This is a genomic window from Microbacterium meiriae (assembly GCF_040685015.1).
GTDB lineage: Bacteria > Actinomycetota > Actinomycetes > Actinomycetales > Microbacteriaceae > Microbacterium > Microbacterium meiriae.
Window position 1 is genome coordinate 654,593 of record NZ_JBFBHD010000002.1, and the last position, 26,248, is coordinate 680,840.

At 68.7% G+C, this 26,248-nt stretch carries 27 protein-coding genes; 10 read left to right on the forward strand and 17 right to left on the reverse strand.

What is annotated here, in order from left to right:
• Positions 1–112: 112 nt before the first annotated feature.
• Positions 113–1,891: a DUF262 domain-containing protein gene (locus AB0N68_RS11685; protein ID WP_208098686.1), complete on the forward strand. Its 1,779-nt coding sequence runs from the start codon at positions 113–115 to the stop codon at positions 1,889–1,891.
• Positions 1,892–1,898: 7 nt separating this feature from the next.
• Here the strand turns inward: AB0N68_RS11685 and AB0N68_RS11690 are convergent, their stop codons facing one another.
• The 3 genes from AB0N68_RS11690 to AB0N68_RS11700 all read right to left on the reverse strand — a co-directional run bounded on the left by AB0N68_RS11690 (position 1,899) and on the right by AB0N68_RS11700 (position 2,595).
• The gene (locus tag AB0N68_RS11690) at positions 1,899–2,024 is read right to left on the reverse strand and encodes a hypothetical protein (protein WP_259862334.1); all 126 of its coding nucleotides are present in this window, start codon (positions 2,022–2,024) and stop codon (positions 1,899–1,901) included.
• A 214-nt stretch (positions 2,025–2,238) separates the two neighbouring features.
• Entirely contained in the window at positions 2,239–2,376 is a 138-nt protein-coding gene (locus tag AB0N68_RS11695) for a DNA cytosine methyltransferase (protein ID WP_363332774.1), read from the reverse strand.
• A gap of 57 nt (positions 2,377–2,433) precedes the next feature.
• Complete coding sequence (locus AB0N68_RS11700) at positions 2,434–2,595, reverse strand: hypothetical protein (RefSeq protein WP_227007193.1); 162 nt, start codon at positions 2,593–2,595, stop codon at positions 2,434–2,436.
• Positions 2,596–2,839: 244 nt separating this feature from the next.
• Here AB0N68_RS11700 and mobF point away from each other — a divergent pair, with 244 nt between their 5' ends.
• Both mobF and AB0N68_RS11710 read left to right on the forward strand, forming a co-directional pair.
• The gene (gene mobF / locus AB0N68_RS11705; RefSeq protein ID WP_363332776.1) at positions 2,840–6,463 is read left to right on the forward strand and encodes a MobF family relaxase; all 3,624 of its coding nucleotides are present in this window, start codon (positions 2,840–2,842) and stop codon (positions 6,461–6,463) included.
• A 139-nt stretch (positions 6,464–6,602) separates the two neighbouring features.
• The gene (locus AB0N68_RS11710; protein ID WP_363332778.1) at positions 6,603–6,968 is read left to right on the forward strand and encodes a sulfate permease; all 366 of its coding nucleotides are present in this window, start codon (positions 6,603–6,605) and stop codon (positions 6,966–6,968) included.
• Positions 6,969–7,002: 34 nt separating this feature from the next.
• Here AB0N68_RS11710 and AB0N68_RS11715 read toward each other — a convergent pair whose 3' ends face one another.
• The 5 genes from AB0N68_RS11715 to AB0N68_RS11735 all read right to left on the reverse strand — a co-directional run bounded on the left by AB0N68_RS11715 (position 7,003) and on the right by AB0N68_RS11735 (position 9,891).
• On the reverse strand, positions 7,003–7,818 hold the full coding sequence (locus tag AB0N68_RS11715) for a DNA-processing protein DprA (RefSeq protein WP_363332780.1): 816 nt from the start codon (positions 7,816–7,818) through the stop codon (positions 7,003–7,005).
• Between the two features lie 231 nt (positions 7,819–8,049).
• Positions 8,050–8,571: a hypothetical protein gene (locus AB0N68_RS11720; protein WP_363332782.1), complete on the reverse strand. Its 522-nt coding sequence runs from the start codon at positions 8,569–8,571 to the stop codon at positions 8,050–8,052.
• Positions 8,526–8,972, reverse strand: coding sequence for an HIT family protein (locus tag AB0N68_RS11725; RefSeq protein ID WP_363332784.1), 447 nt, complete (start codon positions 8,970–8,972; stop codon positions 8,526–8,528). The genes AB0N68_RS11720 and AB0N68_RS11725 overlap by 46 nt, the downstream gene beginning before the upstream one ends.
• Entirely contained in the window at positions 8,953–9,438 is a 486-nt protein-coding gene (locus tag AB0N68_RS11730; RefSeq protein WP_363332786.1) for a TIR domain-containing protein, read from the reverse strand. The genes AB0N68_RS11725 and AB0N68_RS11730 overlap by 20 nt, the downstream gene beginning before the upstream one ends.
• A gap of 120 nt (positions 9,439–9,558) precedes the next feature.
• Positions 9,559–9,891: a hypothetical protein gene (locus tag AB0N68_RS11735; protein ID WP_231559520.1), complete on the reverse strand. Its 333-nt coding sequence runs from the start codon at positions 9,889–9,891 to the stop codon at positions 9,559–9,561.
• 221 nt (positions 9,892–10,112) lie between these two features.
• Here AB0N68_RS11735 and AB0N68_RS11740 point away from each other — a divergent pair, with 221 nt between their 5' ends.
• Genes AB0N68_RS11740 through AB0N68_RS11755 form a run of 4 tightly spaced genes read left to right on the forward strand, consistent with a single transcriptional unit; the run spans position 10,113 to position 11,904 of the window.
• A complete protein-coding gene (locus AB0N68_RS11740) occupies positions 10,113–10,742 on the forward strand; it encodes a LysE family transporter (RefSeq protein ID WP_187664021.1) in 630 nt (209 codons plus the stop codon).
• Between the two features lie 30 nt (positions 10,743–10,772).
• Positions 10,773–11,120: a metallopeptidase family protein gene (locus AB0N68_RS11745; RefSeq protein ID WP_187664020.1), complete on the forward strand. Its 348-nt coding sequence runs from the start codon at positions 10,773–10,775 to the stop codon at positions 11,118–11,120.
• On the forward strand, positions 11,117–11,410 hold the full coding sequence (clpS, locus tag AB0N68_RS11750; RefSeq protein WP_268776351.1) for an ATP-dependent Clp protease adapter ClpS: 294 nt from the start codon (positions 11,117–11,119) through the stop codon (positions 11,408–11,410). The genes AB0N68_RS11745 and clpS overlap by 4 nt, the downstream gene beginning before the upstream one ends.
• Positions 11,407–11,904, forward strand: coding sequence for a DUF2017 family protein (locus tag AB0N68_RS11755; protein WP_268776352.1), 498 nt, complete (start codon positions 11,407–11,409; stop codon positions 11,902–11,904). Before clpS ends, AB0N68_RS11755 begins: the two co-directional genes overlap by 4 nt.
• A gap of 6 nt (positions 11,905–11,910) precedes the next feature.
• On the opposite strand, the gene AB0N68_RS11760 is transcribed toward AB0N68_RS11755, so the two are convergent.
• From AB0N68_RS11760 to gatC, 6 genes are read right to left on the reverse strand one after another with little or no spacing between them, the layout of a single operon-like run.
• Positions 11,911–12,492 (reverse strand): nucleoside/nucleotide kinase family protein, encoded by a 582-nt coding sequence (locus AB0N68_RS11760; RefSeq protein ID WP_187664017.1) that lies wholly within the window; start codon positions 12,490–12,492, stop codon positions 11,911–11,913.
• Positions 12,476–12,793, reverse strand: coding sequence for a hypothetical protein (locus tag AB0N68_RS11765; protein ID WP_071328758.1), 318 nt, complete (start codon positions 12,791–12,793; stop codon positions 12,476–12,478). The genes AB0N68_RS11760 and AB0N68_RS11765 overlap by 17 nt, the downstream gene beginning before the upstream one ends.
• Positions 12,794–12,830: 37 nt before the next feature.
• Positions 12,831–14,087 carry a DNA polymerase IV gene (gene dinB, locus AB0N68_RS11770; protein WP_187664016.1) on the reverse strand — a complete coding sequence of 419 codons (1,257 nt, stop codon included), beginning with the start codon at positions 14,085–14,087 and terminating at the stop codon, positions 12,831–12,833.
• Positions 14,088–14,135: 48 nt separating this feature from the next.
• Positions 14,136–15,650 (reverse strand): Asp-tRNA(Asn)/Glu-tRNA(Gln) amidotransferase subunit GatB, encoded by a 1,515-nt coding sequence (gene gatB, locus AB0N68_RS11775; protein WP_280567098.1) that lies wholly within the window; start codon positions 15,648–15,650, stop codon positions 14,136–14,138.
• Positions 15,650–17,167, reverse strand: coding sequence for an Asp-tRNA(Asn)/Glu-tRNA(Gln) amidotransferase subunit GatA (gene gatA / locus AB0N68_RS11780; RefSeq protein ID WP_280567102.1), 1,518 nt, complete (start codon positions 17,165–17,167; stop codon positions 15,650–15,652). The genes gatB and gatA overlap by 1 nt, the downstream gene beginning before the upstream one ends.
• Positions 17,164–17,463: an Asp-tRNA(Asn)/Glu-tRNA(Gln) amidotransferase subunit GatC gene (gatC, locus tag AB0N68_RS11785; RefSeq protein WP_025103377.1), complete on the reverse strand. Its 300-nt coding sequence runs from the start codon at positions 17,461–17,463 to the stop codon at positions 17,164–17,166. Before gatC ends, gatA begins: the two co-directional genes overlap by 4 nt.
• A gap of 65 nt (positions 17,464–17,528) precedes the next feature.
• Here gatC and AB0N68_RS11790 point away from each other — a divergent pair, with 65 nt between their 5' ends.
• From AB0N68_RS11790 to AB0N68_RS11800, 3 genes are read left to right on the forward strand one after another with little or no spacing between them, the layout of a single operon-like run.
• Positions 17,529–19,229, forward strand: a complete 1,701-nt coding sequence (locus tag AB0N68_RS11790; RefSeq protein WP_187664013.1) for a long-chain-fatty-acid--CoA ligase — start codon at positions 17,529–17,531, stop codon at positions 19,227–19,229.
• A 46-nt stretch (positions 19,230–19,275) separates the two neighbouring features.
• Complete coding sequence (locus AB0N68_RS11795; protein ID WP_396654857.1) at positions 19,276–21,114, forward strand: DEAD/DEAH box helicase; 1,839 nt, start codon at positions 19,276–19,278, stop codon at positions 21,112–21,114.
• An 11-nt stretch (positions 21,115–21,125) separates the two neighbouring features.
• Entirely contained in the window at positions 21,126–21,605 is a 480-nt protein-coding gene (locus tag AB0N68_RS11800) for a GNAT family N-acetyltransferase (protein WP_280567107.1), read from the forward strand.
• A gap of 3 nt (positions 21,606–21,608) precedes the next feature.
• Here AB0N68_RS11800 and ligA read toward each other — a convergent pair whose 3' ends face one another.
• Genes ligA through AB0N68_RS11815 form a run of 3 tightly spaced genes read right to left on the reverse strand, consistent with a single transcriptional unit; the run spans position 21,609 to position 26,245 of the window.
• Positions 21,609–23,924 carry an NAD-dependent DNA ligase LigA gene (gene ligA, locus AB0N68_RS11805; protein ID WP_268776357.1) on the reverse strand — a complete coding sequence of 772 codons (2,316 nt, stop codon included), beginning with the start codon at positions 23,922–23,924 and terminating at the stop codon, positions 21,609–21,611.
• A 38-nt stretch (positions 23,925–23,962) separates the two neighbouring features.
• Positions 23,963–25,060: a tRNA 2-thiouridine(34) synthase MnmA gene (gene mnmA, locus AB0N68_RS11810; RefSeq protein ID WP_259951627.1), complete on the reverse strand. Its 1,098-nt coding sequence runs from the start codon at positions 25,058–25,060 to the stop codon at positions 23,963–23,965.
• Positions 25,061–25,069: 9 nt separating this feature from the next.
• Positions 25,070–26,245, reverse strand: a complete 1,176-nt coding sequence (locus tag AB0N68_RS11815; protein WP_280567113.1) for a cysteine desulfurase family protein — start codon at positions 26,243–26,245, stop codon at positions 25,070–25,072.
• Between the last annotated feature and the right edge of the window lie 3 nt (positions 26,246–26,248).

A 26,248-nucleotide genomic window follows, 5' to 3' on the forward strand; every position in this document is an offset into this window, starting at 1 on the left:
CGAATCCCGCAACGAGCTTTGTCGCTGTGACCCCCGTGCGACACTGTCGTCGCCATGAAGATAAGACCATAGCCTGACCATCCGCCAGTCTGATTGAGAGAAGTCACACCGTATGTCGTTCCAGACCCCGCGCAGCATCGAGGAGATGCTGACCGCTATCCACAAGCGCGAGTACCTGATGCCGGCGATCCAGCGCGAGTTCGTCTGGGGCGCCGACCAGATCACCAAGCTCGTCGACAGCCTCATGCGTGGGTACCCCGTCGGGTCCTTCCTGCTCTGGGACGTCAAGCCCGAGACGGCGCAGTCGTACACGTTCTATGAGTTTCTGACGAACTACCACGAGCGCGATAACCCCTACGCGGACAAGGCGACTGTTCCCTCGGGGAGCGGCACGACGGCGGTGCTCGATGGGCAGCAGCGGCTCACCTCGCTGAACATCGCGCTGTACGGCAGTTTCGCGGAGAAGAAGAAGTACGCGTGGTGGAACAGCGCGGATGCGTTCCCCGTCAAGCGCCTCTATCTCAACCTCGTCGACGAGCCCGACGACGAGGAACTCGGCACCAAGTATGACCTGCGGTTCCTCACCGACCGGGAGGCGGCCCCGGCGGACGGCGAGGCCGACAAGTGGTTCCGGGTCGGCGCGGTCCTCGATCTTGCCAACGCCGGCCCTGCGATCATGCGGGAGCTGGAGCAACGGGGCATCGCCGGATCGGCTGACGCATTCCAGCGGCTCTACGACCTGTACGAGGCGGTGCGGGTTCTCAAGCCGATGAACTACTTCCTGGTCACCGATCAGGATGCCGATAAGGTGCTCGAAATCTTCGTCCGCGTCAACAGCGGCGGCACCACGCTCTCCTATTCCGACCTTCTGCTGTCGATGGCAACGAACCAGTGGCAGGAGCTGGACGCTCGTGAGGAGGTCCGTTCGCTGGTCTCCGAGATCAACAGCAACGCCGGCCGCCAGTTCTCGTTCTCCAAGGATGTGGTGCTGAAGACCGCGCTGACGATCGCGGACGTGGATGTGCGGTTCAAGGTCACCAACTTCACCCAGGGGAACATGGCCAGGGTGGAGGCCGCGTGGCCGCAGATCAAGGGAGCCTTGCTCCGTGCCGCTACGTTGCTTCAGCAGTTCGGGTACAACGAGCGCAACCTCACCGCGAACAGCGTGATCGTCCCGGTCGCGCACTACCTGCACCTCCGAGGTGCAGGCGACTCCTACCTCGACTCCACTGCGGACGCGGCCGACAGGCTCGCCCTGCAACGGTGGGTGACGCGCTCGCTGGTCAAGCGTGGCATCTGGGGGTCGGGGCTCGACACGCTCCTCACCCGCATCCGCGATGTCCTCCGCACCAACTCGACCAATGGCTTCCCGGTCGCTGCGGTCGAGGAGGCGATGGCGGCCGTCGGCAAGAGCCTCGCGTTCGACAACGCCGAGATCGACGAGTTGCTCAACCTCAAGTACGCCGGTCAGCGGACGTTCTCAGTGCTGTCCGTGCTGTACCCGGGGCTGGACCTGAGCAAGAAGTTCCACGAAGACCACATCTTTCCCAAGTCCCGGTTCACCAGGAAGAAGCTCCTCGACGCCGGGATTCCGCTCGACAAGATTGACAACTACCTGGCGGCCGTGAACCTCCTGCCGAACCTCCAGCTGCTCGCCGGGACCGCCAACATCGAGAAGCAGGACAGCCTGCCTGCGGAGTGGATCGACACCGCCTTCCCGGGCGAGGACAAGCGAGCCACCTACCTCGCCGAGAACGACCTCGACGGCCTCCCTCTCGACCTGGCCGACTTCACGTCGTTCTTCGAGCAGCGCAAGCAGCGAATCCGGACCCGCCTGCTCGCCGCTCTGGGAACCACACCGGGAGCGCCGGAGGACGTGCCTCTCTCATAGTCCACGTTCACGCGGCGAGCAGCGACAGTGCGGACACGGCCTGGAGAGGTAGCACTCCGTTGCCGAGCGCGGTGATCTGTTGATTCTGCGTCAGCTGGTCGGTATCGGTGACCCATCCGGTCGGTAGGCCCATGAGCCACTCCACGAACGCGGGTGCTGGGCCGGCGCCGTCGGCGTCGTTCAGGAGGGCTGGTGCGGGCGCGGGTCGCCCGGTGATGTGTTCCCAGCGGGTGATGGCGTCGGCGTAGCCTCCCCAGCGCTGAACAGTCCGTCGATCAGGGACCACAGCGTTGACGGCGCTGAGCGAAATTCCTCAGAGTTGAAGTGGGGAATTTCAGTGAGCGCCGTCACCACTCGGGCTGGAGCGCGTCGATGGCTGCGGCCACGTGCGCCAAGAGCCCCGAGCGGGTATCCGGAGCGAGGCCGGCGCGCTTGCCTACCGTCGAAACGTCTTGGCACGGGAACCCGCCGATGAGGATGTCCACGGGCTCGACTTGACTCCAGTCGATGGTCGAGATGTCGCCGAGGTTCGGTGCATCTGGCTAGTGGTGGGAGAAGACGCGGGCGATGGGCGCGTTGAGTCCGGAGAACCACACGGTGTTGGCGGTGAAGACGTGCTCGACGGCGAGGTCGAGGCCGCCGTGGCCGCTGAGCAGCGACCCGATCCTGAGTCGCGATTCGCCGCTGACGGTGAGGTCGCACATGAAGTCTGCTCCGGTAACGGTCGCCCCGGCATCCGTGCCTCACCGAGAACTGATGCCGAGCTGGCCACCTGTCAGGTGCACGACACCCACACGCGCCTACCGCCCGACTCCTCCACCTCCGGCCTTCGTTCCATCCGCCCTCGGAGGTCACACGCCTCTTGCAGGTCGAGGTAGAGCCAGGCGTCACCGCAGCAGAAGTGGCCAGGTGAGGGTGCTCACCTGCCCGACAGGAACGGAGACGAGAATGACGGTTTCGATGCGCGTGATGTCGGCAGGTGACGGCTACAAGTACCTACTCAGGACCGTCGCGGCGGCCGACGGCAACCGGCCGCTTTCAACGCCGCTGACCCGCTACTACATGGAGGAAGGCACCCCGCCTGGTCGCTGGGTCGGCGCTGGCGTAGCGGCCCTGGGCAAGGGCGAGATTCAGGTGGGCGACCGAGTGTCAGAAGACCAGCTCCAGCTCCTGATGGGCACGGGATGTGATCCGATCACAGGTGACAAGCTCGGCCTGGGCTTCCCGGCGTACAAGAGCCAGGACGAGCGGATCGAGGCGCGGATCGCCGCTCTTGAGCCGACGATGACGCCTGGGGCCAAGGGCGAGGCTGTCGCGCAGATCGTTGCCGAGGAGACTGCCCGCAGCACACGGCGTGCTGTGGCGGGCTTCGACTTCACCTTCTCCATCCCGAAGTCCACGAGCGTGCTGTGGGCAGTCGCGGACGCCGGGGTCCAAGCGCTCATCGGGGAGGCGCATCATCGAGCGGTTGCGGAGGTGGTTGCGTTCATGGAGCGCGAGGTTGCAGCCACCCGCACGGGCGCAACCGCCGGGGACGGCGCGGTTGCGCAGGTCGATGTCACGGGGCTGATCGCGACCGCGTTCGATCACTTCGACTCCCGCGCTGGCGACCCCCACCTCCACACGCACGTGGTCATCAGCAACAAGGCCAAGACCGTCCTCGACGGGAAGTGGCGCTCGCTCGACGGCAGACCGATGCACGCCGCCGTCGTCGCGCTCTCCGAGCTACACGAAGCGGTGTTCGCCGACCATATGACGCGCACTTTCGGCGTCTCGTGGGAGGCCCGAGAGATGGGCCGCGACCACAACCCGGCATGGGCGATCACGGGAGTGCCCGAGGAACTGATCGCAGAGTTCTCGACCCGCGCCCGTCACATCGACGCCGAGACCGACCGCCTCATCGCCGAGTACATCGCAGCGCACGGACGACGCCCGGCACCGGCAGCCATCATGAAACTCCGAGCCCAGGCGACCCTTGCAACGCGGCCTGAGAAACAGGTCCGATCCCTGGCTGAACTCACAGCCGAGTGGCGGGAGCGCGCAACGAAGACCCTCGGCCGGGACGCGACGACGTGGGCACGCGAAGTCACCGACAACAACAAGCCGCTCCTGCTGCGCGCCGACGACGTGCCGCTCGACGTGATCGGCGAGATTGGGCGTTCGGTCGTCGAGGTGGTCGGTGAGAAGCGCTCGACCTGGCGACGGTGGAATCTCATGGCCGAGGCATCCCGGCAGACGATGGGCTGGCGGTTCGCCACCATGCACGATCGGGAAGCGATCGTCGCGATGGTTGCCGATGCCGCCGAGCTCGTTTCCTTTCGGCTGACGCCCCCCGAACTCGCCTCCTCGCCTGTCGTGTTCCGTCGGCCCGACGGCAGTTCCGTGTTCCGACCGAAGAGCTCGACGGTGTTCACCTCCGAGGCCCAGCTCGCGGCCGAGGACAGACTCCTCGAACGAGCAGCGAACCTGGCCGGGCCGACGGTGCAGCTCGCGACGATCGAAAATACCACGCGCAGACCCGCCGCGGATGGTCGAATGCTCGGCGACGACCAAGCCGATGCCTTGACCCGGATCGCGGTGTCGGGGCGGATGCTTGACGTGCTGGTCGGTCCTGCTGGGGCGGGCAAGACCACCGCCATGAACGCGCTCCGACGAGCGTGGGAAGCCGAGCACGGCTCCGGTTCGGTCGTCGGGTTGGCACCGTCGGCGGTTGCCGCCCAGGTGCTGGCGGACGATCTCGGGATCGCGACGGAGAACACGGCGAAGTGGTGGCAGAACCACCTCATCCACGGCACCACGTTCGAGGCGAGACAGCTCGTCATCATCGACGAAGCATCCCTGGCCGGCGCCCTGTCGCTGGACCGCATCACCCACCTCGCCCATGAAGCGGGCGCGAAGGTGCTGCTGGTCGGCGACTACGCGCAACTGCAATCCGTGGACGCCGGCGGAGCATTCGCGATGATCGCCAGAGACCGAGCCGACACCCCCGAACTGGTCGACGTTCACCGCTTCACCCACGTCTGGGAGAAGACCGCCTCACTTGAGCTACGCCACGGCCGCACGGCGGCTATCGACACCTACCTCGCCCATCAGCGCATCACCGACGGCGACGGCGAGGCCATGACCGATGCCGCCTACAGCGCCTGGCGCGCCGATCGCGACGCCGGACTCGTCTCGGTGCTGATCGCCGAGACCCATGAGGACGTGACCGCGCTGAACGGTCGCGCCCGTGCCGATCTGATCCTCAACAAGACGCTGAAGCCCGACCGCGAGGTCGAGCTGCGCGACGGTACCGCCGCCGGCGTTGGCGACACCATCATCACGCGACTCAACAACCGGAACCTGCGCACCCTGGCCGGGCGGGACTGGGTGCGCAACGGTGACATCTGGACCGTCACCGCCGTCGGTGACGACGGGACGATCACCATCGCACGCGACTATGGGGCCGGCACTACCGTCCGCGACGATGGAACCATCAGGGCTCGGAAGCGAGGACGGAGGTTCGGCGGCAGCATCCTCCTCCCCGCCGCTTACGTGGCCGAGCATGTCGATCTCGGCTACGCGGTCACCGCCTACCGAGCGCAAGGCATCACGACCGACACCGCGCACGTCCTGGTCGAACCAACCTCGACAAGGGAGACCTTTTACGTCGCGATGACCCGAGGGCGGCATTCGAACCACGCCTACGTGACTCTCGACCGCGCAGACGACCATGCGCAGCCGCACCCCGGCGACGACCCGCATGCCACCGCGCGAAGCGTGCTCTACGGAGTCCTGCAGCACAGTGGGGCCGAACTCTCGGCGCACGAGACCATCGTCGCCGAACAGGAACAGTGGGGCTCGATCGCCCAGCTCGCCGCCGAGTACGAGACCATCGCCGCCGCAGCCCAACGCGACCGCTGGGCCACTCTCGTTCGGGGCTCCGGGCTCACCGAGGAACAGGCCGAGAGTGCCATCGAGTCCGAGGCGTTCGGCCCGCTCGCGGCTGAACTCCGACGCGCTGAAGCGAACCATCACAATGTCGATGCCCTCCTGCCGCGCCTCGTGGCCGTGCGCGGGTTCGGTGACGCGGACGACATCGCCGCCGTCCTCCACTACCGAGTCGAGCGGGCGACCGCCCGGCCCTCAGGATCAGGCCGAACCCGCAAGCCAGCACGACTCATCGCCGGCCTGCTCCCACGGGCGCATGGAGTCATCGACGCCGAGATGCGAGCAGCTCTCGACGAGCGAGAGGAACTGATCGAGGCACGCGCCGACGCCACACTCGAAGCCGCGCTCACCGAGAACGCAGCGTGGACGAAGGCACTCGGAACACCGCTCGCCGATCGACGACGAGCCGCGGCCTGGCGCAAGTCCGCACGTGTGGTCGCGGCCTACCGAGACCGGTACCGCATCACCGACGACGCGCCCATCGGTGCCCCGCCCGAGTCGGCCGCGCAGAAGATCGACGCCGCCCGAGCGCGCTCCGCGCTCGACAAGGTACGTCAGCTGGTCGCTGATGAGAGCCGTCAGACAGAGGTCGATCTCCAGGCCGTCAGGCGCGACCAGCCCGGGCCTGGGCGCAGCATCTGACCCTTCCCAATGTCATGACTGGGGCGTAGCCTTGAGGTGAGGCGGATTTCTCCTTACCTTTGGGCCGCTCGCGGCAGACCTTCGGGTCACTCTCCACGCACCGTCTCGACAACGACTCGCGTGTTGAGAGGAGCCCATCATGATCCGCCTACTGTGGACAGCCAGCGCCGAGGTTCGCTACTTCCTGCGTTGCTACATGCCGAGCAACATCCTGCTCGATCTGATCCGCACGAGGAAGGGACTGAAGTGGGGCGTCCCCGCGATGCTCCTGGCCGGTCCCTACCTGGTCATCGCCTTCTGGTGCACCACACTCATTGAGAACGGCGGCCCAGGATGGCTCCACCTCGTCGTGCTGGTCTGCCTCTGGAACGCTCTCAAGATGATGGCCATCGGCCCAGTGAGCGTCGTTCTCCTCGTAAGGGCTCGCGCCCGTGAATACCGCGAGCAGCGGCAGGAGCTCTCCGAGGATGTGCCACTGGGTGAGTTCACTCGAAGCTCTCGCTGAGTTCAGGCTCCGGCGTCCACCGCTGACCGGCGCGCTACAGCGTGCGCGTCGGAGCAGGCGAAGGTGGGCCGACCTGCTCCATGTCGAGTCGCTCTCGTGACACCTGGCCCCGCTCCACGAGCTTGGCGAGGTCCGAAGTGTCCGCCACCAAGGTCGCGATGCCGTCGCGCAACAAGCGGTGCGGTCCTATGCTGGCGGCGCTCGTGACTGGTCCGGGAACGGCACCGACACGTCGGCCGAGCTCGTCGGCTCGCTGGGCAACCAGCAGTGAGCCAGATCGAGCACCCGCTTCGACGATCACCGACGCGTAGGACAGCGCAGCCATCAGCCGGGCTCGGGCGATGACCCGGTGTCGGGTCGGAACGGCACCCGGCGGAACCTCACTGACGAGAAGGCCGACATCAGCGACGCGATCAAGCAGGTCGCGATGGCCGACAGGGTACGGGCGATCGACTCCGTTGGCGAGAATGGCGATCGTGTCGCCACCTGCAGCGAGGGCGGCCTGGTGCGACGCGCCTTCGATCCCGTAGGCACCTCCCGCGACGACAGCTCGTTCCTCTGCGGCAACGGAACTGGCGAGTTCCCGAGCCACGTATTCACCGTAGGAGGTGCATGCCCGAGCCCCGGTGATCGTGACGAGATCGCTCATCGGACGCGAGAGGAAGGACGACGTGCCGCGAGTCCACAGCACGTAGGGCGCAACTTCACCAAGATCGTCGAAGGCGGTAGGCCAGTCGTTATCGCCTGGGATAAGTGCTCGAACCCCCGATTGGTGCACCTGGTCGATTCGCCCGGCGAGCTCCCTTGCATCTGGCACCCTGAGGCGTTCGCGCCAGACCTGCGCGTCCACTGGGCTCAGCCGACTACTTCGCGGTCGTGCTCAGCGAGCCAAAGCGTCTCGACTGCTCTGAGCCTGGCCAAGATGCGTCCTGTCACCGGGTCATTGGGCTCGACGAGCATGGACAGCACCATCCTCGCGGTGCGCTCGTCGCTCGCAACATCGCTCAAGTTGGCCATCATCGGTTCCTCTCGGCGTTTCACTTACCGACGAGGTACACGGTCGGCCCCGGTTGGGCCGCAGCTAGGAGAGGACGGCGCGGATATAGATGCCGACTCCTATGAGCAAGAGCGCGCCGTAGAAGGGCAGAATCGACCACGAAGACCAAACGCTCCAGGTCGGGACCCATCGGCCAACAACAGTCTTGACTCGCTCACGCCATCCGGCCGACGCCGGTATCGGATCGTCAGCTTCGGATGGGTCGAGTGAGAACTGCGGGACGGCCCGCGTGCCCCGTGCAACTGTGTCGTACAGGCGCCGATAGGCGCGTTCTTGTCGCAAGTAGTTGGCGTCGAGGAACATGAAGAGCACGACCGCAGCGAGTCCGAGCAGAGCTACCGCCCGGGAGTGCTGGATCAGCGCGAACCCATAGGTGGCCGTCGCAACTGGCAGCAGCCACCCCTTCGCGCTTGATGACGCAGCGGACATGCGAGTGACGACTGCCTGGATGAAGTCGAGGTGCTTCCGCCGATCTTCTTCAGAGGGTGCGCTCGACGTGCTCAACTGTTGCTCGCCTTCCGACACTCGACTCTCAGCGCTTCCCACGCGTCGTCCTTCTCCTTCTCGCTGTAGTTGCTTTCGGGCGGCCAGATGTGGCCGATGGGGTCGCCTTCCCAGCGAGGCACAAGATGAATGTGCAGGTGGAAGACAGTCTGGCTCGCCGCACTGCCGTTGGACTGGATGACATTGAGCCCGTCCGGATTGACTGCACGTTTGACCGCTGCGGCGAGCCGGGTTGTTGCGTCAGCGAGCTGTTCTGCAGTGCTTCGGTCAAGCGTCCAGATGTCGGGAACGTGGATGCGAGGGATGACCAGGGTGTGTCCGAGGGTTGCCGGGTTGTGGGGGAAGAACGCGACGATATGCTGATCGCGATAGACCTCGCGGGCATCGGGGTCGTCTCTCTGGACGATCTCGCAGAAGGGGCAGTCAGGATCGTTTGTAGGCATTGTTGACCCAAGAAGTGATGTTCGCCTTGATGTCCGCGTAGACGGCCTGGCTGTTCGATCCGCTGGGGCTGTAGACCGGCACGTAGTCGCCGACGGTGCCGCCGCCCTTGAGCGACACCTTGCTGAACGGGTTCTCTCCGTATGAGTCGGTGTTGCCGTTGCGGTCGGCCAGCCCATGGATTCGGATGCCAACCAGCGGCTTGTGGTTGTCCCAGGCGTGCGCGATCTCGTGGCGCACCCACGGACGGCTGGCAGTCTGAGCGCCAATCAAGACTACGACTGCCGACTTGTAGGCCATCTGATCGGCGATCCACTTCTTGATGGCCGCGTCACCCTTGCGCTTGACTTCCTCCCACTGCTGCGCGTTGAGGATGGGCTGTCCCTCCAACGCGCCCATCTGGATGATCTGCTGCACCCGCCATGCGTCGCGGTCGTAGTGGAAGCTGTAGAAGACTGACTTGGCCATGCTTGACTCTCCCGTCACCTGCGGTCGAGCCGCTCTCGTACCGTCAATCCAAGCCTACGGTGGACCACTGACATTCGAACTTTGATGCGCCCTCGCGCGGAGCCAGACCACCATCCTGCTTCACGACACGCCGTCGATGATCTTGTCCGCGATGAGGCCAGCCTCGACCAGAGCTGCACGCACTGCCTTGCGGTCCACGCCCATCCGACGACCGATCGCTCGCATCGAGACACCCGCACGGGCGAGCCGCACCGCCTCCGCCTTCTCGTCGAGGCCCAACCCCGGGCGGCGGCTCGGCACGTTGCGGCGGCGCAGGTGGGAGAACACCGTTGCGCGGTGGATGCCGTACCTCTCGGCGAGTGTCTTGACGCTCATCCCGGCGAGGTAGTCGCCGACGAGGGCGTCCACTTCGGAGGCGGTGAGAAAAGTTTGAGCCGTCTCGACAGTCCTCACGACGGGGCCACGATCGTCCTTCGGAGCGGTATTCTGGGGACGTCGAGAGACCTCGTAGACCCCACGGTCTAGGCGGTTGACCAGGGTTTTCGTCTTGGGGGCGGAGTTGCCGAACGTACTACTCAGGCACCCCAGCTCGAAGAGGCTCGGACCGTTCGGTCCGAGCCTCTTCACCTTTCGGCCGGTCCAGCCCCGCGATCGCGCGGCCCTAGACTGTCCTGGTGTCACTGGCGGTCTGGTTCTCCCTTCTCACCGCATCCGTGGTGATCAGCTTCACGCCGGGAGCCGGCGCGATCAACACGATGTCCAACTCCCTCACGCAGGGCTGGAAGCGCTCGATCTGGGGCATCATCGGCCAACAGATCGCGCTCATCGTCCATGTGGTGATCGTCGCCGCCGGAGTCGGGCTCCTCGTCTCGCGCTCGGATCTCCTGTTCAACGTCATCCGGTACGCCGGCGCCGCCTACCTCGTCTACCTCGGGATCCGGTTGATCCTGACCCGGCCCGCGCCGGCACTCGACGACGCGCCGGATCCTGTGGACGCCCGGGAGAGCCACTGGTCGATGATGCGCCGCGGGTTCTGGGTGAACCTGCTGAACCCGAAGGCGATCGTGTTCTTCCTCGCGTTCATCCCGCAGTTCATCCGACTGGACCAGCCACCGCTGCCCCAGTACCTGGCACTCGTCGCGACGGTCGTGGTCGTCGATGTCCTGGTGATGTGGGGGTTCTTCGCCACGGCGGCGCGTCCCTTCCGGCGTCTCACGCGCTCCCCGCAGGGACAGCGGATCCTCAACACGGTGTTCGGAACCCTCTTCATCGGCGTGGCAGCCCTCCTCGTCCTTCTGCACTGAGCACCCGGCCGTCGCCGTAGGCTGGAGGGGATGGACATGGACGCCGCGGCCTTCGAGGCCCTCGTGATCGACGAGCTCGACCAGCTGCCTGACGAGATGGTCGAGCAGCTCGAGAACGTCGTCTTCGTCGTGGAGGACCGTCCGGAGGACGGCGGTCTCGACCTGCTCGGCCTCTACGACGGCCTGGCGCTGACGGAGCGCACGCAATACGGGATGGGCGAGCTGCCCGACCGCATCATCGTCTACCGGGAGCCGCACCTCGCACAGTGCGACGACATCGACCAACTCCGTGACGAGATCCACACCACGCTCGTCCATGAGATCGCGCACTTCCACGGCATCGACGACGCGCAGCTGCATGAGCTCGGGTGGGCATGACCATGTCGACCGCTCTTCCCGAGGTCGAGGAGACCACTGACCTGTTCGCTGCTCCGCTGGAGCCCTGGGAGGTCGTCGTATGGAACGACCCCGTGAATCTGATGAGCTACGTCGTGCGCGTCTTCCGCACCTACTTCGGCTACACGACCGAACACGCCACCCGCCTCATGCTCGCCGTTCATCACGACGGCCACGCGATCGTCGCCACCGGCCCGCGAGAGACCATGGAGGTGCACGCTCAGGCGATGCACGACTACGGACTCTGGGCGACCGTCAGGAAGGCCGCATGAACGCCACGCCGATCACCGTCTCCGTCGCCACGATCGAGGGGATGCACCTGGCCCGACTCGTCGATGACTTCATGGAGGTGCTGCGGGACTCCGAACAGGACGACCCGGGAGTGGCCCGGCTGACCCCGAACGCCTACCCGGACGACGACGATGCGTCGGCCGCATTCGCCTCCGCCACGCGCGCGGACCTCCTCGACCGGCGGTTGCACGACGCCCGCACGGTTCGCGCATCGCTGCAGATGTTCGACCCCGACGCCGAGGTGACCGATGCCGACGCCCGGATCCCCCGCGATGTCGTGGTGCGCCGTGACCACGTGGACGCCTGGCTGCGCACCCTCACCGCCATCCGCCTCGTGATCGCGACGCGCCTCGGCATCACCGACGACGAGCCCGACGTCGGGGGCGATGGCCAAGCGGTGTACGACTGGCTGGGATACCGCCTCGAGCTCCTCATCGAAGCCGTGGATGAGAGCGACGCCGACGCCCTCCGCTGAGCGCGCTCAGGGAACCTCGACGACTCGGGTGGCGAGTTCGCGGGGGTGGTCCCGCTCGACGTGACGGCGCTCCTGCGCCGCCCAGCGGTCCCAGTGCGGGCGGTAGGTGTCTCCGTCCCGGGCGAGCGCCCGTGACTTGCGTGACTGTTCCCCGGACTCCACCCAGACGCGGACATCCGCCAGCCGTGCCGTGGACGGACGCAGGATCCCGCTGCCCTCGACGATGACCCCGAGTGCGGGATCCACGGCGTGGGTCTCCGCCTCCTCGCCGCGCTCCCAATCCCAGCGACGCCAGGCGCCGAGCAGGCCGCGTCCGTGCGGGCGGAGGATGCCCTCCAGCGCTTTCTCCGCGCCCCCGTCGAGTCCGTCCCAGCCCGGGTACAGCGAATCCAGCGCGATGACCTGCACGCGGCCGGCAACCGGCCAGGCATGTGCCACACGCGCAGCCAGAGAGGTCTTGCCGGCGCCGCTTCCCCCGTCGATGATCACGACAGGATTGGACGCCGCGAGTGCGCGGACGTCCTCGACGATCAGTGTCGCGGCGTGCGAGAGAGCAGCTGCGACCGCGTCGTCACTTCTTGAGGGCACGGATGATGCGCGTGAGTGCCCGACCTGTGACCCAGACGAAGGGCACGGCCACGACCAGGAGCGTCACGATGTTCGGCTCGAAGCGCAGTCCCTCTTCGCGACGGACGTAGACACCGACCGGGACCGACACGCCGCCGCCCCCGCCGCCTTCTCCTCCGTCGCCGCTGGCGCCGCCGAAGCCGGCGTAGGTGAACGCCACCGGAGTGACGGTGACACCGTCGATCTCCTGCGGCTCCCCGTATGCGCTCTTCACGCCGAAGGACGCGACCTGATTCCCGAGTTCCAGTGCAATGTTCGGCATGTTCCCACGGTAGCCGACGGCGGCCTCCGGCGCGCGGTCAATCGACGCCGTGATCCTTCGGATGGCGAGCGGCACCTCGTCCTTCACCTCGTCCGATGTGGCGCGCTCTGCTGATCGTCGCCGAACCGAACCGTGCCATGGCCTCGTCGACCGCCCCCTCGACCTTGCGCCAGCCCTCGTCGTCATCCCAGAGCGCCAGCGCGCTGCCTCCCGCAGGCCGGAGGTTCTCGGCGCGGACTCCCACGAGGCGGATCGGGTCGCGACGCTCGATGAGCGCGAACAGACCCTGCGCCGCCTCGCCGATGCGCTGCCCGACCGCGGTGGGTTCACTCAGCGTCTGCGATCGGTTGACGGTCCGGAAGTCGTCGAAGCGGATCTTGATCGCGACCGTGGAGGTCTCCCACCCGGCCCGACGCAGGCGGGCGCCCACGCGATCGGCGAGCCGGAGCAGTTCGGCGCGGAGGAACGCTCGATCCGTGATGTCCTGGTCGAACGTCTCCTCGTGGCCGATGCTCTTCTCCACGCGCTCGGTGTCGACGGCGCGGGGGTCCTCTCCCCGGGCGAGCTGCGCGAGCCGCGTGCTGAGCGCCGGCCCGACCGCCCGGTCCAGCATCTCCGGCGGCGCCGTGCGCAGGTCGTCGATCGTGCGGAGGCCGCGGGCTTCCAGAGCTTCCGCCGCCTTCGGCCCCACTCCCCACAGCGCCCGTACCGGGCGCGGCGCGAGGAACGCGAGAGTGTCGTGCTCGGCGACTACGAGCATTCCGTCGGGCTTTGCCATGGTCGATGCCATCTTCGCGACGTGCTTGGTCGCGGCCACGCCGACGCTGCAGGTGATGCCGACCTCCGCGAGGACGCGCTCGCGGATCTGGGCGGCGATCCGGGCGGGACTCCCCCAGAGCCGGCGCACACCCTGCACGTCGAGGAAGGCCTCGTCCACCGACAGCGGTTCCACGAGCGGCGTGAACGACTCGAAGATCGCCATCACCTGCCGCGAGACCTCTTGATACCGAGAGAAGTGCGGCGGGACGATACGTGCGGTGGGACACAACCGCAGAGCCTGCGACACGGGCATGGCGGAGCGCACGCCGTAGCGCCGTGCTTCGTAGGAAGCACTGGAGACGACCGATCGTCCGTCCGGGGATCCGATGATCAGCGGCAGCCCGCGAAGACCCGGATCATCCAGCACCTCGACGGCGGCGTAGAACGCATCCATGTCGACGTGGAGGATCCGCGTCCCGGAATCGTCGGCGTCGGCGGAGGACACCATGCGGCCTCTGCCATCACCGTGTCCCATGAGTCCATTGTCCCCCGGGCCTCCGACACGGAGGCCCGGGGGCGAGAATCACTGCGCGGCGCGCTCGAGGATGAGTTCGCGGACGCGTGCGGCGTCGGCCTGGCCCTTCATGGCCTTCATGACCGCGCCGATGATGGCACCGGCCGCCTGGACCTTGCCATCCTGGATCTTGGCCATCACGTCGGGCTGCGCGGCGAGAGCCTCGTCGATCGCCGCGATGAGGGCGCCGTCGTCCGAGACCACGGCGAGACCACGGGCGTCGACGACCTCTTGCGGCGTGCCTTCCCCGGCGATCACGCCCTCCAGCACCTGGCGCGCGAGCTTGTCGGTCAGCGTGCCGGCATCGACGAGCTGCTGCAGTGCGGCGACGCTCTCCGGCCTGACCAGGTCGACCGCGTCCTTCTCCTGCGCGTTGGCGAGGCGGGTGATCTCCCCCGTCCACCACTTCCGTGCCGCGGCGGGCGTGGCCCCGGCGGCGATCGTGGCCTCGACGACGTCGAGCAGACCGCCGTTGCGCACGTCCTGGAACTCCAGCGGGGTGAAGCCCCACTCGTCCATGAGCCGGCGACGGCGGGCGACGGGCTGCTCGGGCAGCGCCGCACGCAGCTCCTCGATCAGCTCGCGGGGAGGCTGCACCGGAAGCAGGTCGGGCTCGGGGAAGTAGCGGTAGTCGTCGGCATCCGACTTCGGACGGCCGGGAGAGGTGGTCCCGGTGTCCTCGTGCCAGTGCCGCGTCTCCTGGGTGATGGTGCCGCCGTCGGCGAGGATCTGCGCCTGGCGCTGGATCTCGTACCGCACCGCACGCTCCACCGAGCGCATCGAGTTGACGTTCTTCGTCTCCGTGCGCGTGCCGAGCTTCTCCTCGCCACGAGGACGGAGAGACACGTTGGCGTCGCAACGGAGGTTGCCGCGCTCGAGGCGAGCCTCGGAGATCCCGAGCCCGCGGACGATGTCGCGGATGGCGGCGACGTAGGCCTTGGCGACCTCGGGGGCCCGGTGATCGGTGCCGAAGATGGTCTTCGTCACGATCTCGACGAGCGGGACACCGGCACGGTTGTAGTCGACGAGCGAGTACTCGGCACCCTGGATACGCCCGGTCGAGCCGCCCATGTGCGTGAGCTTGCCGGCGTCCTCCTCCATGTGCGCGCGCTCGATCGGGATCGTCACCATCGTGCCGTCCTCGAGCTCCACCTCCACCGAGCCCTCGAAGGCGATCGGCTCGTCGTACTGGGAGATCTGATAGTTCTTGCCGAGGTCCGGGTAGAAGTAGTTCTTCCGGGCGAAACGGCTGGACTCGGCAATCGAGCAGCCGAGCGCGAGGCCGAGGCTGATCGAGGATCGGATGGCCGTCTCGTTGACGACCGGCAGCGAACCGGGCAGACCCAGATCGACCGGCGCGATCAGGGTGTTCGGCTCCGCCGCGTGGTACGCCTCGTTCGCGGGGTTCGGCGCGTCGGAGAACATCTTCGTGTTCGTGTTGAGCTCGACGTGCACCTCGAATCCGAGGACCGGCTCGAACATCTCGAGCGCCTTGTCGAAGTCCATGAGCTTGGCAGCGGCCATCAGCGCGCGCCTCCTTCCAGCTGGGGGGCACGGGACAGCAGCGGCGCGCCCCAGGAGTCCACGAGCAGCGTCTCGAGGGCGGCGCCCACGCGGTACAGACGAGCGTCCTCCCGCGCCGGGGCGAGGAACTGGATGCCGACGGGCAGGCCGTCGTCGTCCGCAAGACCACTCGGGATCGAGATGCCCGGGACACCGGCGAGGTTCGCCGGGATCGTCGTGATGTCGTTGAGGTACATCTGCAGCGGGTCGTCGATCTTCTCACCGAGCTTGAACGCGGTGGTCGGCGCCGACGGGGTCGCGATGACGTCGACATCGGCGAAGGCCGCGGCGAAGTCCTGCTGGATCAGCGTGCGGACCTTCTGCGCGCTGCCGTAGTACGCGTCGTAGTAGCCCGCCGACAGCGCGTAGGTGCCGAGGATGATGCGGCGCTTGACCTCGTCGCCGAAGCCGGCGTCGCGCGTGGCGGACATCACGTCCTCGACGGTGGGGTTCCCGGCCGGGGTGACGCGGAGACCGAAGCGCACCGAGTCGAACTTGGCCAGGTTGCTCGAGGCCTCCGCCGGCAGGATCAGGTAGTAGGCGGCCACGCCGTACTCGAAGTGCGGCGCACCGATCTCCACGATCTCCGCGCCCTGCGCCTCGAGCAGCGCCAGCGCGCTGCGGAACGACGCCGCGACGCCCGGCTGGAAACCGCTGTCGGGGAGCTCGCGGATGACGCCGACGCGCAGACCCTTGAGGTCGTCCCCGCGCGCACCCTCGCGCGCGGCCGCCGCGAAGGACGGCCACTGCTCGTCGAGCGACGTGGAGTCCTTCGGGTCATGGCCGCCGATCGCGTCGTGCAGCAGACCGGCATCGAGCACCGTGCGGGTGACCGGGCCGACCTGGTCGAGGCTCGACGCCAACGCGATGGCGCCGTATCGGCTGACACCGCCGTACGTCGGCTTCACGCCGACCGTGCCGGTCACGTGTGCAGGCTGACGGATCGATCCGCCGGTGTCGGAGCCGAGGGCGAGCGGGGCCTCGAAGGCGGCGACGGCGGCGGCAGAGCCCCCACCCGAGCCCCCGGGGATCCGGTCGAGATCCCAGGGGTTGCGGGTCGGGCCGTAGGCGGAGTGCTCCGTCGACGAGCCCATCGCGAACTCGTCCATGTTCGTCTTGCCGAGCGGGATGAGTCCGGCGGCACGGGAGCGGGCCACGACCGTCGCGTCATACGGCGAGCGGTAGCCCTCGAGGATCCGCGAGCCGCTCGTGGTCGGCTGGTCGGTCGTGACGAGTACGTCCTTGATCGCGAGCGGGACGCCGGCGATAGGTCCGAGCTCCTCCCCCGCGGCACGGCGGGCGTCGATGTCGGCCGCGGCCTCGAGCGCGTGCTCGTTGACGTGCAGGAACGCGTGCACGGCGCCGTCGACCTGGGCGATGCGGTCGAGGTGCGCCTGCGTGGCCTCGACGCTGGAGACCTCGCGCGTCGCGAGCTTGTCGGCGAGCTCCGCCGCCGTCAGTCGGATGATGTCGCTCACTGCTCTTCTCCCAGGATCGCGGTGACGCGGAACCGGCCGTCGGCCTGGTCCGGGGCGTTCTGCAGCACCTGCTCGTGCGTCAGCGTCTCGCCGACCACGTCGGGACGGAACACGTTGCTCAGCGGGATCGGGTGGCTGGTCGCGGCGACATCGGCGGTCGCGACCTCGGACACCTTGGCGATGTTGTCGACGATGGCGTCGAGCTGGCCGGTGAGCCGCGTCACCTCGTCGTCGTTCAGCTGGATGCGCGCGAGCACGCCGAGATGGCGCACAAGATCAGGGGTGATTTCAGACACGCTCCCCAGTCTAGTTGGCGAGCCGCCCGCCGCTCGGTGCGGCGCGGCCCGCCTAAGCTGGGCGCGTGAGCACGTTCCAGCCCCCTCGCCCGTGGATCGCCAGCTACGCCGACGGCGTCCCGGAGGACCTCGCCCCCGTCAGCGGCTCCCTCGTGGACATCGTCGCCGCGTCGGCGCGGGACTATCCCGATGCCCCGGCCCTGCAGTTCTTCGGCAGGGAGACCACCTACGCACAGCTGCAGGAGGCGATCGATCGCGCCGCCGCGGGGCTCCGGGATCTCGGCGTGCGCGCCGGCGACCCGGTCGCCATCGTCCTGCCGAACTGCCCGCAGCACATCGTGGCGTTCTACGCCGTGCTGCGACTCGGAGCGGTCGTGGTCGAGCACAACCCGCTCTACACGCCCCGCGAGCTGCGTAAGCAGTTCGAGGACCACGGCGCCAAGCACGCGATCGTCTGGAACAAGGTCGTGGCGACGGTTCAGGAGTTCCCGAGCGACCTGGCCGTCTCGACGCTCGTGTCCGTTGACGTCACTCGCGCCATGCCCGCACTCACCCGCTTCGCGCTCCGGCTGCCGGTGGCGAAGGCGAGGGAATCGCGGGCGGCGCTGACCGAGCGCGTCCGCGGCACCGTCCTCTGGGAGTCGGTGGTCGCTGGTGCCCCGATCCCCGCCTCGCATCCGCAGCCCGGCACGGACGACCTGGCGATCATCCAGTACACGTCGGGGACCACGGGCACGCCGAAGGGCGCCGCCCTCACCCACCGCAACCTCCTCGCCAATGCGGCACAGTCCCAGGCCTGGGTCCCGTCCATCCAGCGCGGCAAGGGCTGCGTCGTGTACGCCGTGCTGCCCATGTTCCACGCCTACGGCCTGACCCTCTGCCTCACCTTCGCGATGTCGATGGGGGCGCGCCTCGTGCTGTTCCCGAAGTTCGATCCCGATCTCGTGCTGGACGTGGTCAAGAAGCACCCGGCGACGTTCCTGCCGCTCGTGCCGCCCATCGCCGACCGGCTGCTCGCGGCCGCCAACGCCAAGGGCGTCTCCCTCGACGGCATCGAAGTGGCGATCTCCGGCGCCATGGCGCTGCCGCACGAACTCGTCGTCCCGTTCGAAGCCGCGACGCACGGCTATCTCGTCGAGGGCTACGGTCTGAGCGAGTGCTCCCCCGTCCTCATGGCGAACCCGGTGGCCGACAACCGTGTCCCCGGCACGGTGGGCCTCCCGCTCCCCGGGACGGAGTGCCGCGTCGTCGATCCGGAGAACCCCACCGAGGACGTCCCGGCCGGTTCCGCCGGCGAGCTCGTCGTGCGCGGCCCTCAGGTCTTCTCCGGGTATTACGGAAAGCCCGAGGAGACGGAGGCCGTGTTCGTCGACGGCTGGTACCGGACGGGCGACATCGTCACGATCGACGACGCCGGATTCGTGCGGATCGTCGACCGGATCAAGGAGCTCATCATCACGGGCGGCTTCAACGTCGCCCCCACCGAGGTCGAGAACGCTCTGCGCCAGCATCCGTCGGTCGTCGACGCTGCGGTCGTCGGACTGCCCAGCGACCACTCGGGCGAGGAGGTCGTGGCGGCGATCGTCGTCGACCCCGGGGCCGATGTCGATGTCGAGGCGATCCGCGAGTACGCCCGCAGCATCCTCACGCCGTACAAGGTGCCGCGCCGCGTCTTCGTCGTCGACGAGCTGCCGACGTCGCTGATCGGCAAGGTGCTCCGCCGGCAGGTGAAGGAGAAGCTGCTCGCCCTCACCTCGGGCGTCTGACCCGGTCGCACAGGAAGCGGGTCGCCGGGCGCGCTACCCTTGGGAAGTGACCCCTGAAGAAGTGACCCCCACCGACGCCCCTGACGAGTCCCCCGCAACCCCCGGATTCGAGGACCTCGGCATCACCGGGCCGGTCCTCAAGGCCATCAAGGATCTCGGTTACGAGACCCCCTCGCCCATCCAGGCCGCGACCATCCCGACGCTGCTCGCCGGCCGCGATGTGGTCGGCATGGCGCAGACCGGCACCGGCAAGACCGCCGCCTTCGCCCTCCCCGTGCTGGAGCGGCTCGACGTCACGCAGAAGACGCCGCAGGCCCTCGTCCTCGCCCCGACCCGCGAGCTCGCGCTGCAGGTCTGCGAGGCCTTCGAGTCCTACGCGTCGCGCATGAAGGGCGTGCACGTGCTCCCCGTCTACGGCGGTCAGGGCTACGGGGTGCAGTTGTCCGCGCTTCGCCGTGGCGTGCACGTCGTCGTGGGAACCCCCGGCCGCATCATGGACCACCTCGCCAAGGGCACGCTCGACCTCTCCGAGCTGCAGTACCTCGTGCTCGACGAAGCCGACGAGATGCTGAAGATGGGCTTCGCCGAAGACGTCGAGCAGATCCTCGCGCAGACGCCGGAGGAGAAGCAGGTCGCCCTGTTCTCGGCGACGATGCCCGCGCAGATCCGCCGCCTCGCGCAGCAGTACCTCCGCGACCCGGAGGAGATCACGGTCAAGTCCAAGACCGCGACCAACACGAACATCACCCAGCGCTACCTCGTCGTCTCCTACGCGCAGAAGGTGGACGCTCTGACCCGCATCCTCGAGGTGGAGAACTTCGACGGGATGATCGTCTTCGTCCGCACGAAGAACGAGACCGAGACCCTGGCCGAGAAGCTCCGCGCCCGCGGATACTCCGCCGCCGCGATCAACGGCGACGTGCCGCAGGTGCAGCGCGAGCGCAGCGTCAACCAGCTCAAGGACGGCAAGCTCGACATCCTCGTCGCCACGGACGTCGCCGCCCGCGGCCTCGACGTCGAGCGCATCAGCCACGTGGTCAACTTCGACATCCCCACCGACACCGAGTCGTACGTCCACCGCATCGGACGGACCGGGCGGGCCGGCCGGACGGGTGACGCGATCAGCTTCATCACCCCGCGCGAGCGCTACCTGCTCAAGCACATCGAGAAGGCCACGCGTCAGCAGCCCACGCAGATGCAGCTCCCGAGCACCGAGGACGTGAACACGACGCGGCTCGCCCGCTTCGACGACGCCATCACGACCGCGCTCTCGGAGACGACGCGCATCGACGCGTTCCGCGACATCATCGCCCACTACGTGCGGCATCACGATGTGCCGGAAGGCGACGTCGCGGCCGCTCTCGCCGTGGTCGCCCAGGGCGCCACGCCGCTGCTCCTCGACCCCGCCCAGGACGCCCTGTCGCAGGCGGTGGCCGCCGACAACCGCCCGCCGCGCGAGCGGCAGACGCGGGAGCCGCGCGAACCCCGGGAGCGTCGCGGCCGCGGCGACTACACGCCGTACCGCATCGAGGTGGGTCGCCGGCACCGCGTCGAGCCGCGACAGATCGTGGGCGCGCTCGCGAACGAGGGCGGTCTGGGCCGCGACGACTTCGGGGCGATCAACATCCGTCCCGACTTCTCGATCGTCGAGCTTCCGGCGAACCTCGACCCCGCCGTCCTCGACAAGCTCCGCGACACCCGTATCTCGGGACGACTGATCGAGATCGCTCCCGACCGTGGCCCCGGGGCGCGACGCGGGTCGTCCTCGCGCGACGGCGACGGCCGTGGTCGCCCGACCCGCTACGACAAGCGCGACCGCGACGAGCGCCCGGCGCACGGCGACCGCGAGGAGAAGCCCTTCCGGAAGCCCCGTCACAAGGCCTGAGCGGACCGACGATGCGCATCGACCGCGCCGGCAGGGAGGATCTCCCCGCGCTCGCCCAGCTCAAGTGGCAGGACGTGCCGAGGGACTTGACGGCCGGTCGATCGCTCGACACGTACACCGCGGAACTCGGCGACTGGTGGCAGGCGCACGCCCGCACCCACGTCGCCTTCGTCGCGCGCGCCGAGGAGGATGACCGTATCGTCGGTGCCGCCTGGGTCGCCCTCGTGCCGCGTGTGCCGCGGCCCGGGGCGGTCGATCGCATCTCCGCGGACATCCAGAGCGTCTTCGTCCTCCCGGAGCATCGAGGGCGCGGAGCGGGCCGCGGCCTCGTCGCCGCCGCCTGCGCGCACGCCGTGTCCGTCGGTGCCGAGCGGATCACCGTGCATTCGAGCGAGGCCGCCGTGGGTCTCTACCAGAAGCTGGGATTCGCGGACTCACCGCGGCTGCAACAGTTCCTCGCGCCCACCACGGCGGCCCCGGAGAGCGCCTGAGCCTCACTCCAGCGCCGCAGGGCCCTCCGTGACCAGCACGTGGAACTGCGCGGCGTCGAGGATGCGGACGCCGAGCTCCTCCGCCTTCGCGAGCTTGGAGCCGGCGCCGGGACCCGCGGCCACGAAGTCGGTCTTCTTGGAGACGCTCGAGGCCGCCTTGCCGCCGGCCTTGATGATCGCCTCCTGCGCGCCCTCACGGGTGTAGCCGTCGAGAGATCCCGTCGCGACCACCGTGAGGCCTTCCAGCACTCCCCCGGCGGCGACAGCTGCTCCCGGCCCGGGGTGGCCCGGCGTCGCCCACTGCACGCCCGCATCCGTCCACTGCCGGACGATGTCCTGGTGCCAGTCGACGTCGAACCACGCGAGCAAGGAGTCGGCGATGATGCCGCCCACGCCCTCGACCGCGGCGAGCTCTTCCCGCGATGCCTCCCGGATCGCGTCGAGCGACCCGAACCACTGCGCGAGCGCCCGCGCCGCGACCGGTCCGACGTGGCGGATGTTGAGGGCGACGAGCAGCCGCCAGAGGTCTTTGGTCTTCGCCTTCTCCAGCTCCGCGAGCAGTGTCAGCGCCTGCGAGGACGGCTGCGGACCTTCCAGACCCGACTTCTTCTCGGCGGCGGTCGGGTTCCGTCGGAACGGCGCGCGCGTCTTCACGAGGCCGTCCTCGTCCTCGCGCGGCAGACCCGTCTCCGCATCACGTACGACGACCTCGATCGGCACGAGCTGCTCCAGCGTGAGGGCGAACAGCCCCGCCTCCGTGCTCAGAGGGGGCTCGGCCGGAGTCGTGGGCTGGGTCAGGGCCGCCGCGGTGACCTCGCCCAGGGCCTCGACATCGAGGGCGCCGCGGGAACCGATGTGCTCGACGCGTCCGCGCACCTGCGCAGGGCACGACCGCGCGTTCGGGCAGCGGAGGTCGATGTCGCCCTCCTTCATGGCGCGCAACGGCGTGCCGCACTCGGGGCAGTCGGCCGGCATGACGAACTCCCGCTCCGTCCCGTCCCGCTTCTCGACCACGGGGCCGAGCACCTCGGGGATCACGTCGCCCGCCTTCCGGAGCACCACGGTGTCGCCGATGAGCACGCCCTTGGCCTTGACCACGTCCTTGTTGTGGAGCGTGGCCTGACGGACCACGGATCCGGCGACGTGAGCCGGTGCCATGACCGCGAAGGGAGTGGCGCGACCGGTGCGCCCGACGGAGACGACGATGTCGAGGAGCTTCGTCTGCACCTCCTCCGGCGGGTACTTGTAGGCGATCGCCCAGCGGGGGGCCCGGCTCGTGGCCCCGAGCTCGTCGTGCAGGTCGAGCTCGTCGACCTTGACCACGATGCCGTCCAGTTCGTGCTCGATGTCGTGCCGGTGCTCCCCGTAGTGCTCGACGAAGGCGACGACGTCGTCGATGCTGCGGCACACCTTGGTGTGCGGGCTCGTCGGCAGCCCCCAGGCGGCCAGCAGCTCGTAGACCTGGCTCTGCGCCGCGACCGGCGGGTTCGTCCAGGCGCCGATGCCGTGCACGTAGAGCGCGAGCGACTCGATGCGCAGCAGGCCCGCTTCGAGCTCCAGGCCGTCCTTCTTGTCGATCTGCTGACGCAGGCCGCCGCTGGCGGCGTTGCGGGGATTGGCGAAGGCCGGGAAGCGCCGCGCCGCCGCGGTGCGCGCCTTCTCCTCATCGAACGGCCTCTTCGCGCCGCCCCTGGCCTCCCACCGCGCGAGGGCGTCGGCATACGCGCGGTCGCGGAAAGCCGCCTGCGCCGCGTTCAGGCGCTCGAACGCGGCGACGGGGATGAAGACCTCTCCGCGGACCTCGACGATCGGCGGGTGTCCCTCCCCGGCGAGCCGCTCCGGGATCTCGGGGAGCCGGAGCGCGTTCTCGGTGACGATCTCGCCGACCCGCCCGTCACCGCGGGTCGCGGCCGACGTCAGGACGCCGTGCTCGTATCGCAGATTGATCGCGAGCCCGTCGATCTTGAGTTCGGTCAGCCAATCGACGTCGCGCCCGGCGGCCGCCCGCGTCTTCTGCGCCCACTCCCGCAACTCCTCGATCGAGAAGACGTTGTCGAGGCTGAGCATGCGCTCGGCGTGCTCGATGGTCGCGAGCCCTGTCGCCTCGGCCGCGCCGACCATCTGCGTCGGCGAGTCCTGACCCTGGAGCTCGGGGTGCAGGCGCTCGAGCTCTTCCAGGCGCCGCATCCAGCCGTCGTACGTCGCGTCGTCGACGAGCGACGTGTCGCGCCCGTAGTACGCGTCCTTCGCCTCGAGGATGCGGGTGGTCAGCTCCTCCGCCTCGCTGCGGGCGTCTTCCAGTGAGATGTTCTCCGGCACCCCGCCAGTCTAGGAGCGGGGACCGACATCCACCCGGATCAGACGCCGACCGGAACGGCGGAGACGGTCGTATCGATCGTGAACTGCCCGAGCACACGTGTGCCGACGTAGAGCACGGCGGTCTGTCCCGGAGCGACGCCGTCGAGCGGAGTCTGCGGCACCACGCGAACGCCCTCCGCGGTCACGGTGGCCGTGGCGGGCACCGGCTCGGCGTGCGCGCGGATCTGCACATCGCACGCGAACGTCGACGCGGCAGGTGCGGCGCCGGCCCAGCTGAAACGCTGCCCCGCGATCTCGGCGATCGCCAGGGCCTCCTTGGGGCCGACGACCACCGTGTTCGACACGGGACGCACCTCGAGGACGAAGCGGGGCTTGCCGTCCGGCGCCGGGACACCGAGCTTGAGCCCGCGCCGCTGGCCGACGGTGAACGCGTGCGCGCCCTCGTGCGCGCCGACGACCGCGCCCGTGCGATCGACGATCTCACCGGTGGCCGTGCCGACCTTCTCGGCCAGCCACCCCCGGGTGTCGCCGTCGGGGATGAAGCAGATGTCGTGACTGTCCGGCTTCTGGGCCACGCTGAGACCGCGCTGCGCCGCCTCCGCCCGCACGAGGGCCTTCGACGGCGTGGTCCCGAGCGGGAAATAGGTGTGCGCGAGCTGGTCGGCCGTCAGGACACCGAGCACGTAGGACTGGTCCTTCGCGTTGTCCGAGGCCCGGTGCAGCTCGAGACCCTCAGGACCGTCCACCAGGGTCGCGTAGTGTCCGGTGCAGACGGCGTCGAAGCCGAGCTCCAGGGCGCGCTCCAGCAGGGCCGCGAACTTGATCTTCTCGTTGCACCGCATGCACGGGTTCGGAGTACGACCGGCGCGGTACTCCGCGACGAAGTCGTCGATCACGTCATCCCGGAAGCGCTCGGAGAAGTCCCACACGTAGAAGGGGATGCCCAGGAGGTCGGCGGCCCGGCGGGCGTCCAGCGCGTCCTCGATCGTGCAGCAGCCTCGACTGCCGGTGCGCAGGGTCCCCCCGGCGCGGGAGAGCGCCAGGTGCACGCCCACCACATCGTGCCCCGCCTCGACGGCCCTGGCGGCCGCGACGGCGGAGTCCACACCGCCGCTCATGGCCGCAAGGATTCGCATGGGTCCAGTCTACGAGTGCTCGGCTGCACGGGCCCCGGATGCCCGGGCGTAGGCATCGCCGATCGCCCCGAGCACCGCGTCGACGTCGGCGTCCGTCGAGGTCCGGCCGAGAGAGAATCGCAGCACGCTCCTGGCGTCCGACTCGCTGCGCCCCATCGCCATCACGACGTGCGAGGGCTCGGCGACCCCCGCCTGACAGGCGGATCCCGTGGAGGCCGAGACCCCGGCCACGTCCAGCAGGAACAGCAGGCTCTCCCCCACGGCACCGGGGAAGAGCAGATGCGCGGTCCCGGGAAGACGGTGATCGGGGTCGCCCAGGAGCTCCGCCGCCGGCACCCGCGCACGGACCCCCTCGACGAGACGGTCGCGCAAGCGGCCCACCCGGACGGTCTCGGCGGCCCGCTCCCGTTCGGCGAGCTCGAGCGCGGTCGCCAGTGCCGCGGCTCCCGGCATATCCTGCGTACCCGCACGCAGACCCCGCTGCTGGCCCCCGCCCCGCAGAAGCGGGGTCAGTCGGGCGGACCGAGCGACCACCAGCGCACCGACGCCCACGGGCGCGCCGACCTTGTGACCGGCGACGCTGAGCGCCACCAGGCCCGTCCCCTCGTCCGCACCGCCCCTCAGCTCCCGGAACGACAGCGGGAGGTGCCCGAGCGCGGCGACCGCGTCGAGGTGCAGCGGCACTCCGGCATCGGCGGCGGCCGCGGTCAGAGCCGCCGCGTCGTTGACCGTCCCGGTCTCGTTGTTCGCGACGAGCGCGGTCGCGAACGCCGCACCGGGCAGGGCCGACGCGAAGCGGCTTCCGTCGATGCGCGCCTGGGCAGAGAGAGGAACAGCGCGCACCTCGGCTCCGTCGGAGACGAGGGCGGCGACCGTGTCCATCGTCGCGTGATGCTCACCGTCCGGCACGACGACCGCCGAAGAGCCCGGACGACGCGAGCGCCACAGGCCCTGGAGAGCGAGGTTGATGGACTCGGTCCCGCCGGATGTCAGCACCACCTCGATCGGGTCGGCCCCGAGAACCGCGGCCACGCGTTCCCTGGACTCCTCCAGCACCCGGCGCGCATCCTGCCCTGCCCCGTGCGTCGACGAGGCGTTGCCGACGATGACGGACGCCTCCAGCCACGCGTCCCTGGCCTCCGGGCGCAGCGGGGTCGTCGCCGCGTGGTCGAGATAGTGCCGCATACG

Coding starts and splice junctions, on each gene's coding strand:
- AB0N68_RS11730 (WP_363332786.1), bottom strand. CDS start 9,438: ATGGCCAAGTCAGTCTTCTACAGCTTCCACTACGACCGCGACGCATGG.
- clpS (WP_268776351.1), top strand. CDS start 11,117: ATGACCATGTCGACCGCTCTTCCCGAGGTCGAGGAGACCACTGACCTG.
- AB0N68_RS11745 (WP_187664020.1), top strand. CDS start 10,773: ATGGACATGGACGCCGCGGCCTTCGAGGCCCTCGTGATCGACGAGCTC.
- AB0N68_RS11800 (WP_280567107.1), top strand. CDS start 21,126: ATGCGCATCGACCGCGCCGGCAGGGAGGATCTCCCCGCGCTCGCCCAG.
- AB0N68_RS11725 (WP_363332784.1), bottom strand. CDS start 8,972: ATGCCTACAAACGATCCTGACTGCCCCTTCTGCGAGATCGTCCAGAGA.
- AB0N68_RS11710 (WP_363332778.1), top strand. CDS start 6,603: ATGATCCGCCTACTGTGGACAGCCAGCGCCGAGGTTCGCTACTTCCTG.
- AB0N68_RS11815 (WP_280567113.1), bottom strand. CDS start 26,245: ATGCGGCACTATCTCGACCACGCGGCGACGACCCCGCTGCGCCCGGAG.
- AB0N68_RS11765 (WP_071328758.1), bottom strand. CDS start 12,793: ATGCCGAACATTGCACTGGAACTCGGGAATCAGGTCGCGTCCTTCGGC.
- AB0N68_RS11685 (WP_208098686.1), top strand. CDS start 113: ATGTCGTTCCAGACCCCGCGCAGCATCGAGGAGATGCTGACCGCTATC.
- AB0N68_RS11755 (WP_268776352.1), top strand. CDS start 11,407: ATGAACGCCACGCCGATCACCGTCTCCGTCGCCACGATCGAGGGGATG.
- mobF (WP_363332776.1), top strand. CDS start 2,840: ATGACGGTTTCGATGCGCGTGATGTCGGCAGGTGACGGCTACAAGTAC.
- mnmA (WP_259951627.1), bottom strand. CDS start 25,060: ATGCGAATCCTTGCGGCCATGAGCGGCGGTGTGGACTCCGCCGTCGCG.
- AB0N68_RS11690 (WP_259862334.1), bottom strand. CDS start 2,024: ATGGGCCTACCGACCGGATGGGTCACCGATACCGACCAGCTGACGCAG.
- gatB (WP_280567098.1), bottom strand. CDS start 15,650: ATGGCCGCTGCCAAGCTCATGGACTTCGACAAGGCGCTCGAGATGTTC.
- AB0N68_RS11700 (WP_227007193.1), bottom strand. CDS start 2,595: ATGTGCGACCTCACCGTCAGCGGCGAATCGCGACTCAGGATCGGGTCG.
- dinB (WP_187664016.1), bottom strand. CDS start 14,087: ATGGGACACGGTGATGGCAGAGGCCGCATGGTGTCCTCCGCCGACGCC.